This is a genomic window from Rhizobium sp. Leaf306 (genome assembly GCF_001423425.1).
Classification (GTDB): Bacteria; Pseudomonadota; Alphaproteobacteria; order Rhizobiales; family Rhizobiaceae; genus Neorhizobium; species Neorhizobium soli.
Genome location: NZ_LMNX01000001.1, coordinates 974,367 through 991,131, shown reverse-complemented (window position 1 = coordinate 991,131; position 16,765 = coordinate 974,367). Strand labels below are relative to the sequence as shown.

16 protein-coding genes and 1 tRNA gene are annotated in these 16,765 nt (G+C 56.4%); 9 read left to right on the top strand and 8 right to left on the bottom strand.

Annotation, left to right across the window (positions count from 1 at the left end):
• Positions 1-45 precede the first annotated feature (45 nt).
• The 6 genes from ASG19_RS04595 to ASG19_RS04570 all read left to right on the top strand — a co-directional run bounded on the left by ASG19_RS04595 (position 46) and on the right by ASG19_RS04570 (position 5,933).
• Positions 46-1,317 carry a site-specific integrase gene (locus ASG19_RS04595; RefSeq protein ID WP_162238118.1) on the top strand — a complete coding sequence of 424 codons (1,272 nt, stop codon included), beginning with the start codon at positions 46-48 and terminating at the stop codon, positions 1,315-1,317.
• Positions 1,318-1,366: 49 nt separating this feature from the next.
• Positions 1,367-2,761 carry a hypothetical protein gene (locus ASG19_RS04590; protein WP_062453950.1) on the top strand — a complete coding sequence of 465 codons (1,395 nt, stop codon included), beginning with the start codon at positions 1,367-1,369 and terminating at the stop codon, positions 2,759-2,761.
• A gap of 70 nt (positions 2,762-2,831) precedes the next feature.
• Positions 2,832-3,044: a helix-turn-helix domain-containing protein gene (locus tag ASG19_RS04585; RefSeq protein WP_062453949.1), complete on the top strand. Its 213-nt coding sequence runs from the start codon at positions 2,832-2,834 to the stop codon at positions 3,042-3,044.
• 11 nt (positions 3,045-3,055) lie between these two features.
• Complete coding sequence (locus ASG19_RS24390) at positions 3,056-3,559, top strand: hypothetical protein (RefSeq protein WP_244476079.1); 504 nt, start codon at positions 3,056-3,058, stop codon at positions 3,557-3,559.
• Positions 3,556-4,434, top strand: a complete 879-nt coding sequence (locus tag ASG19_RS04575) for a toprim domain-containing protein (RefSeq protein ID WP_062453948.1) — start codon at positions 3,556-3,558, stop codon at positions 4,432-4,434. Before ASG19_RS24390 ends, ASG19_RS04575 begins: the two co-directional genes overlap by 4 nt.
• Positions 4,431-5,933 carry a YfjI family protein gene (locus ASG19_RS04570; protein ID WP_062453947.1) on the top strand — a complete coding sequence of 501 codons (1,503 nt, stop codon included), beginning with the start codon at positions 4,431-4,433 and terminating at the stop codon, positions 5,931-5,933. Before ASG19_RS04575 ends, ASG19_RS04570 begins: the two co-directional genes overlap by 4 nt.
• A gap of 876 nt (positions 5,934-6,809) precedes the next feature.
• Here ASG19_RS04570 and ASG19_RS04560 read toward each other — a convergent pair.
• Together ASG19_RS04560 and ASG19_RS04555 are read right to left on the bottom strand one after the other, a co-directional pair.
• Positions 6,810-7,496 (bottom strand): hypothetical protein, encoded by a 687-nt coding sequence (locus tag ASG19_RS04560; RefSeq protein WP_062453945.1) that lies wholly within the window; start codon positions 7,494-7,496, stop codon positions 6,810-6,812.
• Positions 7,497-7,822: 326 nt separating this feature from the next.
• Complete coding sequence (locus tag ASG19_RS04555; RefSeq protein WP_062453944.1) at positions 7,823-8,323, bottom strand: hypothetical protein; 501 nt, start codon at positions 8,321-8,323, stop codon at positions 7,823-7,825.
• A 641-nt stretch (positions 8,324-8,964) separates the two neighbouring features.
• Here ASG19_RS04555 and ASG19_RS04550 point away from each other — a divergent pair.
• Together ASG19_RS04550 and ASG19_RS04545 are read left to right on the top strand one after the other, a co-directional pair.
• Positions 8,965-9,594 carry a hypothetical protein gene (locus tag ASG19_RS04550; RefSeq protein WP_062453943.1) on the top strand — a complete coding sequence of 210 codons (630 nt, stop codon included), beginning with the start codon at positions 8,965-8,967 and terminating at the stop codon, positions 9,592-9,594.
• A 36-nt stretch (positions 9,595-9,630) separates the two neighbouring features.
• Positions 9,631-10,347 (top strand): hypothetical protein, encoded by a 717-nt coding sequence (locus ASG19_RS04545; protein WP_062453942.1) that lies wholly within the window; start codon positions 9,631-9,633, stop codon positions 10,345-10,347.
• A 323-nt stretch (positions 10,348-10,670) separates the two neighbouring features.
• On the opposite strand, the gene ASG19_RS04540 is transcribed toward ASG19_RS04545, so the two are convergent.
• The 6 genes from ASG19_RS04540 to ASG19_RS23790 all read right to left on the bottom strand — a co-directional run bounded on the left by ASG19_RS04540 (position 10,671) and on the right by ASG19_RS23790 (position 15,485).
• The gene (locus ASG19_RS04540; RefSeq protein WP_062453941.1) at positions 10,671-11,909 is read right to left on the bottom strand and encodes a plasmid recombination protein; all 1,239 of its coding nucleotides are present in this window, start codon (positions 11,907-11,909) and stop codon (positions 10,671-10,673) included.
• 324 nt (positions 11,910-12,233) lie between these two features.
• The gene (locus ASG19_RS04535; protein WP_062453940.1) at positions 12,234-13,109 is read right to left on the bottom strand and encodes a macro domain-containing protein; all 876 of its coding nucleotides are present in this window, start codon (positions 13,107-13,109) and stop codon (positions 12,234-12,236) included.
• 33 nt (positions 13,110-13,142) lie between these two features.
• On the bottom strand, positions 13,143-13,700 hold the full coding sequence (locus tag ASG19_RS04530; protein WP_062453939.1) for a hypothetical protein: 558 nt from the start codon (positions 13,698-13,700) through the stop codon (positions 13,143-13,145).
• Positions 13,701-14,018: 318 nt separating this feature from the next.
• Positions 14,019-14,094, bottom strand: a tRNA-Thr gene (locus ASG19_RS04525).
• 116 nt (positions 14,095-14,210) lie between these two features.
• Positions 14,211-15,167 (bottom strand): nitronate monooxygenase family protein, encoded by a 957-nt coding sequence (locus ASG19_RS04520; RefSeq protein WP_062453938.1) that lies wholly within the window; start codon positions 15,165-15,167, stop codon positions 14,211-14,213.
• Positions 15,168-15,191: 24 nt separating this feature from the next.
• Positions 15,192-15,485, bottom strand: a complete 294-nt coding sequence (locus tag ASG19_RS23790; protein ID WP_156466405.1) for a hypothetical protein — start codon at positions 15,483-15,485, stop codon at positions 15,192-15,194.
• Here ASG19_RS23790 and ASG19_RS04515 point away from each other — a divergent pair.
• Positions 15,463-16,734 (top strand): hypothetical protein, encoded by a 1,272-nt coding sequence (locus tag ASG19_RS04515; protein WP_156466404.1) that lies wholly within the window; start codon positions 15,463-15,465, stop codon positions 16,732-16,734. The two genes, ASG19_RS23790 and ASG19_RS04515, sit on opposite strands and share 23 nt — an antisense overlap.
• The last annotated feature ends 31 nt before the right edge of the window (positions 16,735-16,765 follow it).

The following is a 16,765-nucleotide window of genomic DNA, read 5'->3' as shown; positions in this document are numbered from 1 at the left end:
GTGTCGGCCGTGGCGACGCGGTGGCGACTCAAGGAAATAATGGCCATGCCGACTATCAAGATCACAAAGACGGTCGTGGACAAAGCGTTGCCGCGTGAGAAGGCGTACATCTTATTTGACAGTCAGATCACGGGATTTGGCCTGAGAGTTTATCCGACTGGAACAAAAACTTGGATCCTGGAGTACCGCCCAAACGGAGGTGGAAGAGGAGAGGACAAGAAGAAATTTACGATAGGAAGCGTTAAAGACCTTACCGCGGACGAAGCGCGTCGATTGGCTGAAAAAAGACGGGCGGAGGTTGTGGTAGGCATTGACCCACAAGCAAAGAAGGCCGCCGAACGGTCTGCATTGACCGTGGAGCAGCTTAGTAAGCACTTCATGAAAAATCTCATCACCGCCAAACGCTCAAAAAACACCTACGAGGGCTACGAGGATGCAATCAGCCTTCACATACTTCCTGCACTAGGAAGCATGAAGGCAGACAAGGTGACGGAAATTGACATCGAGAAGCTGCATAACAGGATGGCTGTCACACCTTCTATGGCCAACAAGGTCTTGGCTGTACTAAGTTCGATGTTCAACTATGGCGCAGCTATGAAGCATATCGCCAGCAGGGAGAACCCGGCGCAAGGTATCGAGAAATTCAGGGAGACCGCCAAGGAGCGGTACCTCACGACCGAGGAATTGATTCGCCTGGAGGAAACCCTGACTCTCGCAGAGACCGCTGGCATCCCTTGGAATATCGATGAGGGCAAGCAGTCCAAACATCTCCCAAAAGACAACAGGACCACAGTCATCAGTCCCCATGCAACGGCGGCAATTCGTCTGCTGATGCTAACGGGCGCGCGTCTGCGTGAAATTCTGCACCTGGAATGGTCGGTTGTAGACCTTCAGAGTGGCGTGTTGCGGTTATCTAAATCCAAATCCTCCAATGCAGACAACGGAAAAAAAGATATCATCCTCAGCCAGCCCGCTGTGGAAGTGATCCGCCGTATCAAGCGTATTGGGCGGTACGTAATCGCGTCCGAAAGTGCGGGAACCCCTCAAGAGAAGCCAAGAGCGGATATCAAGCGACCGTGGGCGACCATATGTCGTCACGCCGATCTTAAGGAAGTACGCCTTCATGACCTTCGTCACACGTTTGCCAGTCATGGCGTGAATGGGGGCCTAGGCATTGCAGTGATCAGCAAATTGTTGGGTCATAAAGATATTTCAACCACCATGCGTTATGCGCACTTGGAGAACGAGTCCCTCAAGCTTGGTGCGAATAAGATTGGTATGAGCGTCAGAGGAGGGCAAGCCCCGGAAAGCGTGTGAGCCCGCCAGATCGATCCACGTCATCCGTAAGTCCGAATGTGAAAGTGTCATGGTTTCCAACGTGTCGCAGATAGGCTCAAGATCAATATTTGAACTACCCCACGGCTGTGAAATTTATCTCGGCGAGGCTATAAACTGGATTTCAAGCGGGCGGGGAGTTCCGGCGAGCAGGGAAGATGCCGAACAGGACTTAATCGCAAAATGCGCAAGTGGCGAAGTAGTGGCGAGCGGAAACCCGGCAGGCTCCGATGAACCGTATCATGAAGTTATAGACAAGACCGTTTGGAGAGCAGGCGCCGTTTGCGGGAATAGGATCTTGTGTGTCTCAACGATCGACGACTCGCTTGGATCGGAGTTTGGTGGAGTTGTCTCTCTAACCTATGAGAACTCCAAGGCCATCTGGAAAACATGGAAATCTGTGTGCATCCCAGTTGAACAACTCCTGGATGTTTGGCCGCCGTTCGGCAGCGTCGCGATAAATTGGACAGAGCAATTCCCGGATTTCCAAGATGAGCGCAGCTTACTCATCGAGGCCGTGAAGTGTGGCAACATGTTTTTGCCCGAGGCTGAGAAGGTTGCCGCGGAGAACGGATTTCCACCGCTCGTACCTGAGGTCCAGGCTGCGGATTTCGCTGTTATGGACATGGACGACTGGGCAGTCGAAATGGTGATGGCATGGATTGTCTGGCGCAATCCACTCAACGTGGCCCACTTTCACAAGGAATTCCATAACAAAAAATTTGCTGTCCAGTCACCGTTTGATGATGTTCCGGAACCCAATCTTGAGGGAATAAGACATTGGCTTGACGGGAAGACTGCGAATGGTCAGGAAGAGTCGCCCACTTACGAGAAGGCCCTAAGGGAGCTTTTTAAGGCGCTGAAGTCAGGCGATGTCGACGCTGATGGTACCAACCTGCGAACAATGAATGACGAAAAAATCGATGCATGCGAATGGCGAAGGTTGACGCTTATTCACGATGACGAAGTTGGTACGGTTGCGGCCAATAATCTGAGCCTACAGATATATGCGGACATTCTTATCAATGCCAGCCAGGTAATTCGGACATGGCCCGGCGCTGATTATCCGTCAGAAACCGACGCCAATTCCTCGGTTGGCTCGAAAAGACAATCGGCGCTGCCCGGAGAGACATTGAAGTCCGTCCGAGGATCGGCAGCACCTGCATCGATTCGGAAGGCTCTTCATGAGGCCGCGAAGTTCTTTGCCGATCGCGGATATCTGATGTGGACTGACGCAGAGGCAAAGAAGGAGCTGCTAAACCTAGTCGGAGCAACCCGCAACCAATGCCTCCGTATATTCGCCAAACCCGAGGCTGCTGGCTACTTCTCGGGAAAAAGAGGGCGAAGGGGGCCCATAAATGCGAACAGAGGCAAAGAGTTAGATGAATTTCGCCGATTTTTTCAGTCGGCGAATATGCGGAAATAGACGGAGAAATATCGCTGCGCGACCTTCTCAATCACAGGAGATCATTCCTGTAGCTTGAAAAGGAAGCGAAATGCACGATACGGCATCCCATCTGCGCCGAATGCTTCGTACTGAAGACGCGGCAAGTTACACAGGTCTTTCGGCCTCGACCCTCACGAAACTTCGCCTGACGGGCGGTGGTCCCGAGTACATCAAGCTCGGCAAGGCCGTCGTATACGACCTCGCCGATCTGGACGTTTGGCTGAGTTCCAAACGCCGCCGCTCGACCTCGGTCGCGGCGTAATGGGGGCGGCCATGCATAAACGAAAGACCCCCGCCACGGCTACCCGTGACAAGGCCCAGACTATCGAAGCTGTTGGCGCTGCTATTGAAGGTCTGAATCGTACCGTCTCCAAGTTGGTGAATCAACTTGAAGTTTTTGGTCGGACGACCTCCGAACAACAGCCCTTGCCAGGTCTCCCCGAAGCCAAGAAGTCCAGTCTTGGCCGGAGAAAGGTGAAACGGAATCAGACCCGACATATCAGCTACGTTGTCGAGGACGATCCGGATCCGGTGGTTGCAACCGGTCGCGTGGCCTGGTGCCTCATGGAACTGATCATTGCTGGCGACTTCGGCATCACCGGGTTCAGGGGTCGCGGTCCACGCGTAGCATCGTACATCCACACACTCCGGAAACGCTACGGTCTTGAGATCGAGACAGAGATGGAGCCGCATGGTGGTCGATATCCCGGCAGCCATGCGCGCTATCGCCTGTGGACCGAGATCAAGGTGCTTCGTGTAAGGGGACCTCGCCGATGAACGTTGCTCTCGCTGCCAAGTTGCTGGGCGGTGACGTGTCGGGAAAGGATCGGGTGCTTGCGCCCGGTCCCGGACACTCTCCGAAGGATCGTTCGCTTTCAGTTGTTATCTCTACTGATGGCTATGCCGTTCACTCCTTTGCGGGTGACGATTGGAAGCTCTGTCGCGACTATGTGGCGGCTGCACTAGGGCTCAGGAACTTTGCCCGTTTTGATCGTCCTTCTGCGCACGACTCGGACCAGATGCGTCGTGAGGACGAGGAGAAAGCAAAGAGAACCGAGGCGCGGGCCTTCGCTTTCTGGATGGAGGCAAAGCCTATCGCTGGCACGATTGCGGAAACCTATCTGCACAATCGGGGTATCAACTGCGATCTTCCCGATACGCTGCGTTTCCATCCATCTTGCTGGCATCAGTCCGCAGCTCGGTTTCCAGCGATCGTGGCCATTGTCGAGGGTTCGACCCGGTTCGCTATTCACCGGACCTATTTGCGTGTCGATGGAACGGGAAAGGCCTCAGTTGAGCCTGCAAAGGCCATGTTGGGCACCGTGGCAGGCGGAGCGGTCCGCCTTTCGGACAATGGTGAAAAGCTCGTGGTCTGTGAGGGCATCGAAACAGGACTTTCCCTCTTGTCCGGCCTTCTTTCCTACCGCGCGACGGTATGGGCGGCGCTTTCCACAAGCGGCATGAAGTCTCTCGCCCTGCCAGCCTCTCCCGGTCGGCTGACCATCGCCGCCGATGGGGACAATGCGGGCCGATCGGCTGGCAATACACTCGGAGAACGGGCCGCCGCGCTTGGCTGGGCCGTATCGCTTCTCCCTGCGCCGGAAGGCCGGGATTTCAACGACATTCTCACGATGAAAGGAGCTGCCGCATGAGCATCCATGCCGCCCCCGAAATCCGTATCCCGGAAGAAGTCCCGTTCAAAGTCGAAGGACCGCAACCTCTTGTCCGCAAAATCCCTTCGGGAGAACCGTATCCTGTGGCAGCGCTGGGGCCGCTTCAGGCGGTGGTAGAGGCTGTTCAAGGCCAGACGCAGGCCCCCGTCGCCATTCCTGCCGCTTCCGCCTTGTCGGTAGCGTCTTTGGCGGTCCAGGGCTTCCGTGATGTCGAAACACTCGGTGGAGAGCGCCCCCTGTCACTCTACGCATTGACCATCGCGCAATCAGGGGAACGGAAATCATCCTGCGATGCACCCCTTATGGCCGCTCTCCGCAGCTACGAGAAAGAGGAACACGATACGAGGCGGGACGAGATCACATCCTGGGAAGCCAAGCATGCACTTTGGAAAGGCGACCGAGATCGCGTTTTGGCCGACGCCAAAAAAACCGACAAGCGCGCAGGGGCTGAGATCAACCTAGCAAACCTCGGACCTGAACCCGCAGCGCCTCCGTCGACGGATCGCACGGTAACGGAGCCTACCTATGAGGGGCTGACGCGCAAGTTCGCGGAGGGTGTGCCATCATTAGGGATCTTCTCCGATGAGGGCGGTCAATTTCTCGGTGGCTTCGCTATGTCGTCAGACAACAGGCAAAAGACGCTGGCGGCGCTGAATGACGTTTGGCAGGGCAATGCAATTCGCCGCACTCGTGCAGGGGACGGCTCGTTGACGTTGTTCGGGCGGCGGCTGGCTGTGCATCTCATGGTGCAGCCGGGCGTTGCTCGCACCTTCATGGCCGATCCCATGTCGGCGGACACCGGCTTTTTGCCGCGCTTTCTGATTTGCGAGCCGCCAAGCACCATCGGCACAAGGTTTCAGGCTAATGCGAGACAGAATAACCAAGCCCTTGCAGACTTCGGAGCACGGCTTGGCACGATCCTGCGAACGGCGTTGCCAATGGATGAGAAAACGCGCGAACTGACACCCGTGCCTCTCCCCTTGTCGTCCGTCGCCCGCGCATTGCTGTCAGCCTATTCCGACGCGCTGGAGGCTGGGCAGGCACCCGGCGGCGAATATGCGAACATCACCGGTTATGCGTCCAAATCGGCTGAGCAGGCTGCCCGGATCGCCGGGGTCATGACCGTTTGGGAAGACCTTCATGCAACGGAAGTGCAGCCCCAAACGATGGCCGACGCAATCACGCTGGCACAATTCTACCTCTCCGAAGCGCAGCGTCTGTCCGATGCCGCGAATGTGTCGGAGAAAGTCGGGATTGCTGAAACCCTGCGCAAGTGGCTTCTGGAAGCGTGGCCTCACCCGGAGGTATTGCCGAGCGACGTTGTGCAGCGCGCGCCGATCCGAGCCTTGCGGGAAAGCCCAGCGACCCGCGCTGCCATTGCTATCTTGGAAGATCATGGCTGGCTTGTGAGCCTTCCCAAAGGCTCGGTGGTTCGCGGTATTTCCCGCAAGGAAGCTTACCGGATCGTGAGGGCATGAGCCGTGAGAAAGGTGGAAAAATTCGATCCCTACGCCCTCCTTGAAAAACTCCAGATGGAGAAGGGTGGCGATGCTAATTATGCTAAACGTGCTAATCTGGACGCCCAGATTAGCACAAATAGCACGATTAGCACGGAGCGCCTGCCAGAATCCGATGTTGCCGCGCCGCCAGAATGCGGGACGATCCAGCCTGCCGTTCCTACATTCTGTTTGGCCCCTCCGGTGCCAAAGCCTGTCGTGAGCCGAACCTCCGAACGGGCATGCCTTGGCGCTCGAAAAGGTGATGCGGAAGCCTACGCCGATGCCCTTCGCCTGCATGGCCCATGCGGTTATGGCGGGATTGCCACCGCTCTTGGATGGGGCGCTGGCCGGGCGAGTGTCGCGGAAATCGAACTGCGAAAGGCGGGTCGGATCGTGTACCCGGACAAGACCGGAAGAGGCTGGCTTGTCGAGAAGGGAGAGGCGAGGTAACCCCGAACACGGAATGCCTCGGCGGGGGCAGTCAGTCCCGCGCATCCCGTCGGGTCGCTAAGCTTGCGCTCCTATGGCTGCCCATTTAACCGCCTCGACATGCGCGAATTCCCGCATTCCCGCCGTGCCGGCGGCGCTATGCTGAACGCTCCGATATGCTCATTTTCTTTCCGGATACTCACGGGGGCTTCAGCCCCCTGACGCGCCTTCGCTTGTCCTCCCCTCGCTCATTGGCGCGGGCCTAGTCCGATCAGGCTTCTAGGGCTCTGATCGGGGGCGACAGGATTGGGTCGCTACAGGCCGTCAACGATAATTTGGCGGGCCGTGTCCTCGCCTTCGTCTGCGGGCCGCACCACCCCGACAGATTCCCATTGACCGCCCTGCCGCTCACCAGAATGAATCAGATCACTTCGGTTTCGGTCCAGCCGGAGGAGCCGCGTTGCCTGCATCATCGGCAGCAGGCGCAGGGTCCGACTGCATCTGTACGAGTGTAGCTTTCCACCGCCTCGCCTCAGCCAAAGCCGCAGCGGCAATCGCGTCGTCGTCGGCACCGTCGCGCCCGAGCTGCAGCAATGCCGACCAGCACTCAAGACTGATCACATGCCGCAGCCATTCGACTGCCTCCGGAGGGACACGATATTCGAGCAACAGGCGCGCGCGCTCGCTGGTCTGGCGGCGCTTCAAATCCTTGACTAGCTTCGACCAGGAAGGAGCCGCACGACTGGACAGGCGATAGAAGACGGGTTCAATCCCACGTTCCATAGCGTAGGCGGTAGGGCCGCGATCCTCAGCGTCGTGCCGATCGAGGCTTGCCCGCTGGTCGGATCGTGGCAGCGCCTCTCGCGAAGCTACACGACCGGCCGCCGAATGACGGCTTCCGCAAGTGACGTAGAAGTCAGGCAAAGGCGGCAGCAGCGCGAGTGCGCCGGAGAGCAGGCCTAGAAGTTGTAGAAACACCTTTCCGGCAGGATCATCGCCCCGGCGCCGACGCTGCCGTTCCGCAAGATTGTGACGCAGCCGATCGGCGCAAGTCCGGCGCCTCTTTTGCACCGTTTCCTGTTCGACTTCCTCAATATGCTTCCTGACCGTCATCACGCGCCAATCCTCCGTTGCGACACATAGCAGGATGCGGCCCAGCGCGGGCCGGCGCAAACAATGGTCGTGGATAGAGATGCACTCAAACGGCGATCTCCAGCAGGGCGATTTCATCGGGAGTTAGCTGAATCCAACAGATCGTAGACAGTTCTGTTGATTTGCGCATGGGCGCTGGCGATCTCGGCGGTCAGCCGAGGAGGATTGCCAGAGTGGCCCTGCTTGAGTGGTAGGCCATCTGGCCGCTTGGTCGTCGTAGCTTCGCTGTTATCATTTTTGCTTAAAAACTGCCAAAGCTTTAAGTCGTTGGCAAGGATGTTACGATTTCAGAACGCCACCCAGCCGAACCACTTCGTTGGTAGGCCTTTAAGGTAGAAGTCGTAGAAAAACGTAGTAGCGATTCCGACGAGGAAGCTAACAAGGTACCCGAGGTATACCTGCCATTTTTTGGGGATGCCGAATGCGCGCCTTATTGTGTTCTGACTGATTGTCCCAAGCCGCTTTAGCTCCTCAATATCGGTCAGGAGATCGCCTTTACGTACTTCGTTTTGTTCAAGGGAAATTTGAAGACGCTTAAGCTCCTTTTGGCTTTCCTCGGCGTTCTCCTTTAGATCATCAATGGCTGCGAGCGCTTCCTGAAGGTTCTCCCGTGCTGCGTCAATTTTACTGATGCGCTCATCGACATCTCTCTTTGGCGCCTGGAGTAATTCGTCGACAATGCGAGATGCAGTAGACCCACCTGGTAGGAGTCCTGCAGTGATTTCAAAGGCAAGCGTCCTCAAAACCCGACTAATCCGGTTGAGCTGTAGACGTGTTTGCACATCCATCTGGATCTCTTTCAAGGGTTGTTGGGATTAAAAGCGGCGACACCGGAATCGTCTCGGACGGGTAAGGTACGTGATTTATACTGTGGATTATTGAGAACGTGTCATACAATCCCTTGTTGTTGCTCGTCCATTCACTACATTGACTAGCAATGCGACTGAGTTAGCGACCCCCGACTTCACCATCGGGCCTACATCATTAACCAGCAACGCAGCCCTTGCCGGCAGTGCTTGGAGTCCGTGGATGCGGGTAGCTCATTTGTATGCTGGGGTGACAAGGGACGCTCGGAGAGCCGAAGTACAAGGCTGGCCCAGCACCGATGAAGCGATTAACGGCGGTTACTTACCGTTCCATTGACGCGACTCACGAAACCTCAGGGCTTTGTGCGCACGAGGCCTTAGGAGTTTCCCAATGTGGAAAAACACTAAGGTAACTATTGAGATCAAACTTCATCTGGCGCCGTGCCTTTTCGGTATCGCCGCCATCTTGAGTGTTTTGATGTAAAAGCGAGGGGTCTGCCGAAAGGCGGGCCCTTTCTTTTTGCCGTCACTCCCAGTCTTCTCACTGGATAACGATGGCGCAACCCTCGAACCTTGGCAACTATATCTGGTAGAAGACTCATGCGACAACGCGAGGGACACCTATGCTCGAAGAAGAAGCCAAACAAATTGCGAAGAAGAACCCTATACAGCGGCTAAGGGTTCTCGCAGTATCAGCATCTGGCGTTATGACTTTGGTCCTAGGGTTACTCGGCGTCCTGGTCAGCACTACCTCCGTTTATATTGCTGGATACAATCAGTCGTCACGCGTGGTGTTCTTTCAAGAGTCTGCTCAGGAGTATCAAAAGACACTTCGGGAGGCTAAACAGGATATCGGTTTAGCAATCAACGAAATTGGCTTCGAAAATATTCCCAAGGAAAGCCAGCGGCGACTTGCTTTAGCGTTCGCGAAAATAGACCTCGTAGATAAGGCCCTCGAACCGCAGGAAGACGGTGAAAAGGGCATATTCTTCCCTAAATGGGGTTCTTTGCTGGTGACGCCTGCTTATGCGCAGGACGAGACGTCGCGGGCGATCGCCAAAGAGGACTTCCGCCAAACGCTCGCAATGGGCCTGCTTGTCGCTATCACATTGTTCTGGCTGTTTTGCCTAGGGATGTATTTTTTCTCAAAAGACGAAAAGAAGATTTCATTCTCGGCAAACATGATCCAGACGGTGCTGGGCTTCTACATCGGCGTTTTCACGGGACTGATGGGCCTGACACCGCCTGCATGATCCACGATCCATCTCAAAAGCCTAGGCCGGGAAGATATGAGCAATTTAGACGATCCAAGCAAACCCGCTCGCAAGGCCTTTGACCTTACCGAGGCTGTGGAACATCTTCCTGAGCTCCATCAGCAGCAGTTCGTCAAAGCCGTTTTACGATATCACGCAGTAGTCTCCGTGTCGCTTGACCTGAAGTCCACACATGCGACCCTTGAGGCATTCCATCACCAGCAAAAGAACCGGTCTGACCCTTACCGGTCGCAGATCGGCGCGGCACTTCTGACCAGCGCCGTCGTCACCTACGCCAGAGCAACCCATACCAAGGCTATCACGCGCTTCAAAGTTGGGATCGAGAAATGTTACAGCCCCGAACAGAAACTAGTCCATGATTCTATAGTCGAGCTACGCAACAGATGCTTGGCTCACTTCGGACCTGGCGAGGACAGGTGGCACGATGAACGGGTCATCTATCTTGATTCACCTCTCGGGATCGCTGTCACATCCGTCCACCACCGAACGAATTTTGATCTGGACGTCATTGCCGGACTGAGCGACCTTCTTGAAACCGCTATCCCTTATGCCAGGCTTTTGGAGGCCGAGCGAGCGTCGGAGCTGAGTATCCAAATCCATCTTATCTCAACCGATGCCAGAGATGTCGTGCGAGCGCACGAGTTCGATATAGCTAAATTTTTCAACAAATCTCAAGAAGCTATCAAAGGGTTCTGGCGCGACACCGGATTTGCAGAGGAACTACAATTTTAGCTTATTCTGATAAAATCTTCGGAAAATCAATCCGTTTTGTCATTGTGTTAATCAGTACCACGCCACGTTCATTAACGTACGGTCGCATGCGCAATGCGTTTAATTCGTGCAGGCGGCGAGTAGTTTTTGGTGTTCCAGTGGCGACCGATGGACCACAGTATGGTGCTCCAGATTTTTCCTCTTAAGCATCAAGTAGTTGATATTACCGAGTTGCTCGGTTGCTAGTCGCTTGCGATTGTTCTTTCTACTCAATGCTGCATATGGTTTCCAAAGCCTGACTGGCGTTTCACATACTTCCGTTCATAAGATGAAGTTTGATCTGTCTATGGCCTTGGACAGGAGGGTGCCGAACCCGGAGCAGCGTATTTGGGACGCAGAGAAGCGAGTTCCTGCTGCGCGTTTGTGAGCTGCCGTCCTGTCTCTGTTAGATTTTCGCGTAGAGTCCTTGCGCGCATTTCCGCCTCTCGCCGCCCAGCATCAGCAGCGCTTGCCCGGCCGGATGCTACGGCAACCTTTCTTTGCAGTTCCTCCAATTCGGGTTCGATGGCCTTGCGGATACGCGCCGCGACCGCCGATTTCCGTAGACCGTCCCAAAGCCCCCGAAGAAGCCCGCCAATGCCACTCAGCCGTTTCGCCGCCCGCATATCATGTTCCGCCTGCAACGACGCTGAACGGGCCGTTTCCGCTCGTTCGAGGGCCGCTTTCTCCGCCACCCCTGCTGCACCAATCGCTGCTTGAGCTGCTTCGGCTGCCTCGATCGCGTCGGCGCGCATTACTGCCGCTTCTTTCTTTACCCTCCGAACAAAGGCATCTCCCTTCGCCTTCAGCACCTCCGCCTTGGCGAGCGTGTCACGCAGCGCTTCGGCCTGCCGCTTTTCCGCATGCCATTGCTCCCGTGTCAGGCGGCGCTTGCCTGGTCCGAGCCGAGTCATGCCGCAGGGCTGGGCGACCTTCACGTGGTAATCATCGAGCCATGCCCTCATAGCAGCCTTGTAGGCCGCGTCGGCGCGCTTACCCGCTGTCTTCTCATCTTCTCCCTGCTGTGCTGCTGCTGCCTTCGCAACAGCCTTCGCCCGGAAGCCCGGATGAAGGTGCGCGGCGGTCATGGCCGAATCGTCTGGTAGAACGTAAGCGTGCAGATGCGGATGGCTCTCATCCTCGTGCCTCACGACAGTAACGAGACGCTTGCCGAACTGGCTGCGCAGCCATGCAATGGAACGCCGTTCCCATTCATCCACTCTTACCACGACCTCCGGCTTCGCGCGGTATTCTTCGATCGTGGCAGGGTAGCTCAACACGATCCCGGCGAGCGTATTCTGGTCTTGCCTGATGGCCCGCACCTTTCCGCCCTTCACCTCCGTCCTGGCTTGCGCCGCGCGCTCATCATGCAGCGTGCGTAGCGCTTCAGGAGCAAGGCCGTAGACTACGATCGGGGTGCCGGGGTCCTGAACATGGATCGACGCGGAGGGCACCCGCGCGACCTCGTCAAACACAAATCCGGTCGAACGTCCTTCCTTGCCTTTCCTCGAAAACAACTCGACACGAACAAATTGAAAACTCATGGAACACCCTCCCTATGGAGAGTATGATCGCCACCGGCGGCGGGTCAGGCAACGCCCCAGCAAAGATGTATTGTCCGAATAAAGCTATTGCATAGCATCGGCCCTGCCGGGAGCCTTGACCGAGGGCCATGTAAATAAGGACCTGACGGCCCTATCGTCGCCTTCGCGAACGGATGGGTATTATCTGGTCCCTATTGTGAGGGCAATTAGCTCTGCCCGACAATACAGTGGTCGCATAGTTATCATTTCCTCAGAGGCTGAGCTTTGTTTGGGTGATCGAGGCAATGCCACGAATCGTCGTTGGGACTTCGAATATACTCACAGCTAATGCAAGCTCTGAACGAGATAGTCTCGGATCTGGTAGAGGTTGACGGCGTAATCCTCGGCATCTTCAGGGCGTATCGAGATCAAAAGCCGATTCGAAAAGACTTGGTTCTTCGCTTCGTCGCAAAATGACTGCGCAATACGTTCGGCCATCTTCTTGCGCGGTATACTAACTCGCCCTCGGCCTGTGCCCATAAGGGGAATAGACAGGTCTCTGAGGTTTCCATTCGTCCTTACGAATTTCCATGTCGCTTCAAGAGCGTCTTCTATTTCGCGCGGGGAGGAACTTGCGTTTCCTTGATCATTAAGGCGGGACATCGCGACAAAATAGAAAGTCCGGCTATGGCTTGTGACCCTCGCAACTGTACCTATCGGATATTCGATCTTCTTGCCGGGAGCGTTTGGCCTTGAACTGCCGGAAGCCGCTGCAAGATCGAGGTCAAGCTGACGATCGATTTCCGACGTGTTGGCGTTGAAGAATTTCGTCGCGACCTGGCCTTGGATGCTGGCAGTGTCAATCAATCCACTGGCCATGTTGGTGTCGAATGTGGTGTTGGTGCTGACGATAACGTCATTGTTTCCGTCGAACAAATCCCCAATCCGCACTTCAACACGGAAGTCTTTTCCTGGGATCTTATATGAAAACCTAGTGATCGGACGGCGTGTCGCTAAGACCCAAAGAATTGCAAGCGTGGCCATGATGGGGATGGCATAAACGCTGTATCGGTCTTTTGTGTAGACGCTGAAAAAATCTGCCATGTCCAATAGAAGGTACATGGCACCTACGATAGCGAAGACCTTCGCGACAGCTTCTTTCGATAAAAGTGCATGTCGCCAAAAGGACCAAGTCCAAAGTGATCTAAAGAAATACTTCATTCTCGATGCCTGACATACGATGCATTGCTTGGGTTAGATGAATCGATAGATTTGGGCAGTTGCTTTTGTCGATAGCATAAAGTCTGCATCGGCGAGCGCCGACTTAATCAGCTCTTTCTTCATTGGTAGATGAAGCGTTGGGACCTTGTGCATCGTGTCTCTGAAAATGGGGAGGTTGTTCCATAGCTCCCTCACCTTCGGTTTGAGAGAGCCATTGATCAGCAAGCTTTCTTTCGTGTCGTATTCTGGGTAGACCACGATTATTGGCAAGCCCTGGTCGTTGATGCCATAGTCAAATTCCTCCCTTACTGCTCGCGAATTCACCGTGCTAATGCTGAGGAAGAGCACAATGTTCTTCGAGGATCGCATTCGTTCTCGCAGCCGGGGCTTGAGGGTATATTCCCAGTCGCTTCCGTCTCTGACGCTGTAGGTAGTTGCATGTGCGTCGTTGAACGGGAAATTAGCATCGCTACCTTTCCATGACCGCAGCAGGTTGTAGTAACAGAAATCTTTTGTCGCGTGTGCGCCTAATGCTCCCGGATTGAAGGGCTCAGCTACGTAAAAGGCGCAGTAGTTGGCATTTCGCGACATGGACGATCCTGTAATAGTTAGCTCGATTATTCCGACAGCACGGAAATGACTAGCAATAAGCTTAGTTTAATCGATTCTGGTCAAGTAGTAGTGCTCGCGCAGATACGTTTAGCGCGGGATAACTAATAGAACTGTGATCAGCGCGTGCCGCAACGCATGTCGGGCGGAAACGGCTCAGCAGTCTCATGGAGCTCTTCTAATGCCGCTCTGATGCCGAAACTTCGACGTAGAGTGGCGACGGGGTGGCGACTCAAATATGGTGCGCTCACGACAGTCTGGAGCTCACTCCAGTAACCCATTGTTCAATATATAAAAAAATGGTGCCGCTTAGAGGACTCGAACCTCTGACCCCATCATTACGAATGATGTGCTCTACCACCTGAGCTAAAGCGGCCTGCGCAGCGCAAGGTGTTGCCTGCTGCGAGTGAAGGCGCTGATACAGGCAATGGGGCGTGATTTCAAGCCGGTTTTCGATCGGCGAGAAATTTTATCGCTGCGGTCCGTGGGCTGTCAGAGAGCAAGACGGGTGCGGGCCTGTGCATATTCGCGCTCCAGCCGGCCGACCAACTCCTCGACTGAGGTCACGGATTTGACGGCGCCGACGCCCTGGCCGGCGCCCCAGATGTCTTTCCAGGCCTTCGGGCCGCTCACTGCCGCGTCAAAATCCATCTTGGTCGGATCGGCGCTCGGAAGCGCATCCGGGTCGAGCCCCATCGCCGTCACCGAGCCCTTCAGGTAGTTGCCGTGGATGCCGGTAAAATAGTTGGAATAGACGATATCGGCGGCGGACGAATCGACGATCATCTGCTTGTAGCCGTCAACCGCGCGTGCTTCGTGCGTGGCGATGAAGGGTGAGCCGATATAGGCCATGTCGGCCCCCATCGCCTGTGCTGCCAGAATGCCGCCGCCGGTGGCGATCGAGCCGGCCAGCAGCAGCGGCCCGTCGAACCATTCGCGGATTTCCTGGACAAGCGCGAAGGGCGACAGCGTCCCTGCATGCCCGCCGGCACCGGTTGCGACAGCAATAAGCCCATCTGCACCCTTGCGGATCGCGGACTTCGCATGCCGGTTGTTGATGACGTCATGCAGCACGATGCCGCCATAGGAATGCACTGCGGCATTCACTTCAAGCACTGCGCCGAGCGAGGAGATGACGATCGGCACCTTGTATTTCACGCACATCGTCAGATCGTGTTCCAGCCGCCTGTTGGACGTATGAACGATCTGGTTGACGGCGAACGGTGCGGCCGGCCTGTCGGGATTGGCTGCATTATAGGTGGCAAGATCCTCGGTCATCATGGCAAGCCATTCGTCCAGCTGGCTTTCCGGGCGAGCATTGAGGGCAGGGAAGGCGCCGATCACGCCGGCCTTGCACTGCGCCAAGGTCAGTGCCGGATGCGAGATGATGAACAGCGGCGACGCCACGACGGGAATTCGCAGTCCTTGTCTCAGCACGTCCGGAAGCATCGACAATCTCCTTTTGATTTACGTTTACGCACACGTAAGATCGGTTTTAGCAGATGCATTCGGCTCGGGAAAGATGGCGCCGTCTGGCGAAGGTATGCGTGCCATGCGCACTGGCGGCTCGATAAGCGTCTGTTTCCGCGGCATTCTCACGCCTAACCATATCTTCTCCCCAATCTTGGCGAAGGAAGGCCATTGACCACCGGCTTGCAGTTCGGCGACGGAGAGGTTACCGAAAATTAACGCCGTCTTTTCAGCAAGGCCGGCAGTCGGGTATGCACAACCGGAAGGATCCGCAGTGAGCGGTTTGGAAACAGCCATCAGGAATGCCCTTGATCGTTCCGATCGGACCGATGGCGACACGCGGGCACGGATTTATCAGTCGGCGCGACAGGCGCTGGAAGCAGGTCTGCAGCGCCAGGGCGTGACCGACAAGCTGATTGTCATGCAGCAGCAAAAGCGGCTGGAAGAAAAGATCCGCGAGATCGAGACGGAGGAAGTGGACCGGCTGGCCGGTCCCGCTATCGAGCCTGACGAGATCACTCACCCTGTCATCGACCCGGTTGTCGCACCTGCCGCCACGGCCAGAGCCGCAGCTCCAGATGTCGCAGCCCCGATCGTTGCGGATGAAAGGGTAGCCGCCCCCGATCCGGATACCGGTCTCGGCGGCGCAACACGCGCACCATCCCCGGCAAATGACCAGAGGCAGCCCAACGATGTCCAGTCGGCCGGGGATCTCGGAAGTCTCGGCGCCGCGCGACCGGATTTCCGTCCGGCCTCATCCGAAGTGCCGCAGATGGACGGACTGACCTCGGTCGAGCCGGACCGCGTGCAACGTGGCCAACCGCCTGTTGCCAAGCCCGAGCGCGGCAGGAAGCGGCGCGGATCTCTCGACGCCGAGACGAAACCTGCAGCCAAGCCGCGCAAGAGCCGTCGTCAGCGGCTGATCTCCTGGCTGCTGAAATGGGTCATCTCGCTTGCAGTCGTCGGCGTCGCTTGCTGGTATTTCTATAATTCGGGCCTGGTCCAGTCGGTGATGGACGAGGCCCTGCAGGCCGCCAACCGGGCGTCGCAATCGCAGGCGGGTCCCAATGCGCGCTTTGATCCTCGCGGCGGCTTTTCCGATGAATGGGCGCAGGTCTTCGAACCGAAGCAGATCGATACGCTGCAGGTCGGTCGCGAGGCAAAGGCAGAGGCTGCAACCGGTTCGGAAGGTCCAGCCGTTCGGCTCCTGTCGGCAACCCCGCAAACCGGCGGTGATATCGCCGTCACGGTTCCGGCGGATGTATTGCAGCGCCTGGCAGGCGGGCCGGCCACCATCGCAGTCACCGTCCAGGCTGGCGGCAACCAAGGTGTCCAGATGTCGATACGCTGCGATTTCGGCAGCCTTGGGGGCTGCGCAAGACATCGGTTCACAGCAACCCAGGAGCGACTGGAAGCCCTGTTCAAGGTCAGCTTCGACCGGGCGATCGCGCCAAACGCGCCGGGCCGCATCCTGATCAATACCGGCCTCGACGGTTCCGACAGACCGGTCCTGCTCTACTCCGTCCGCATTTTGCCCGCAGGCTGAACCCTGAACGCCGGACGACAACGTCGTCCGG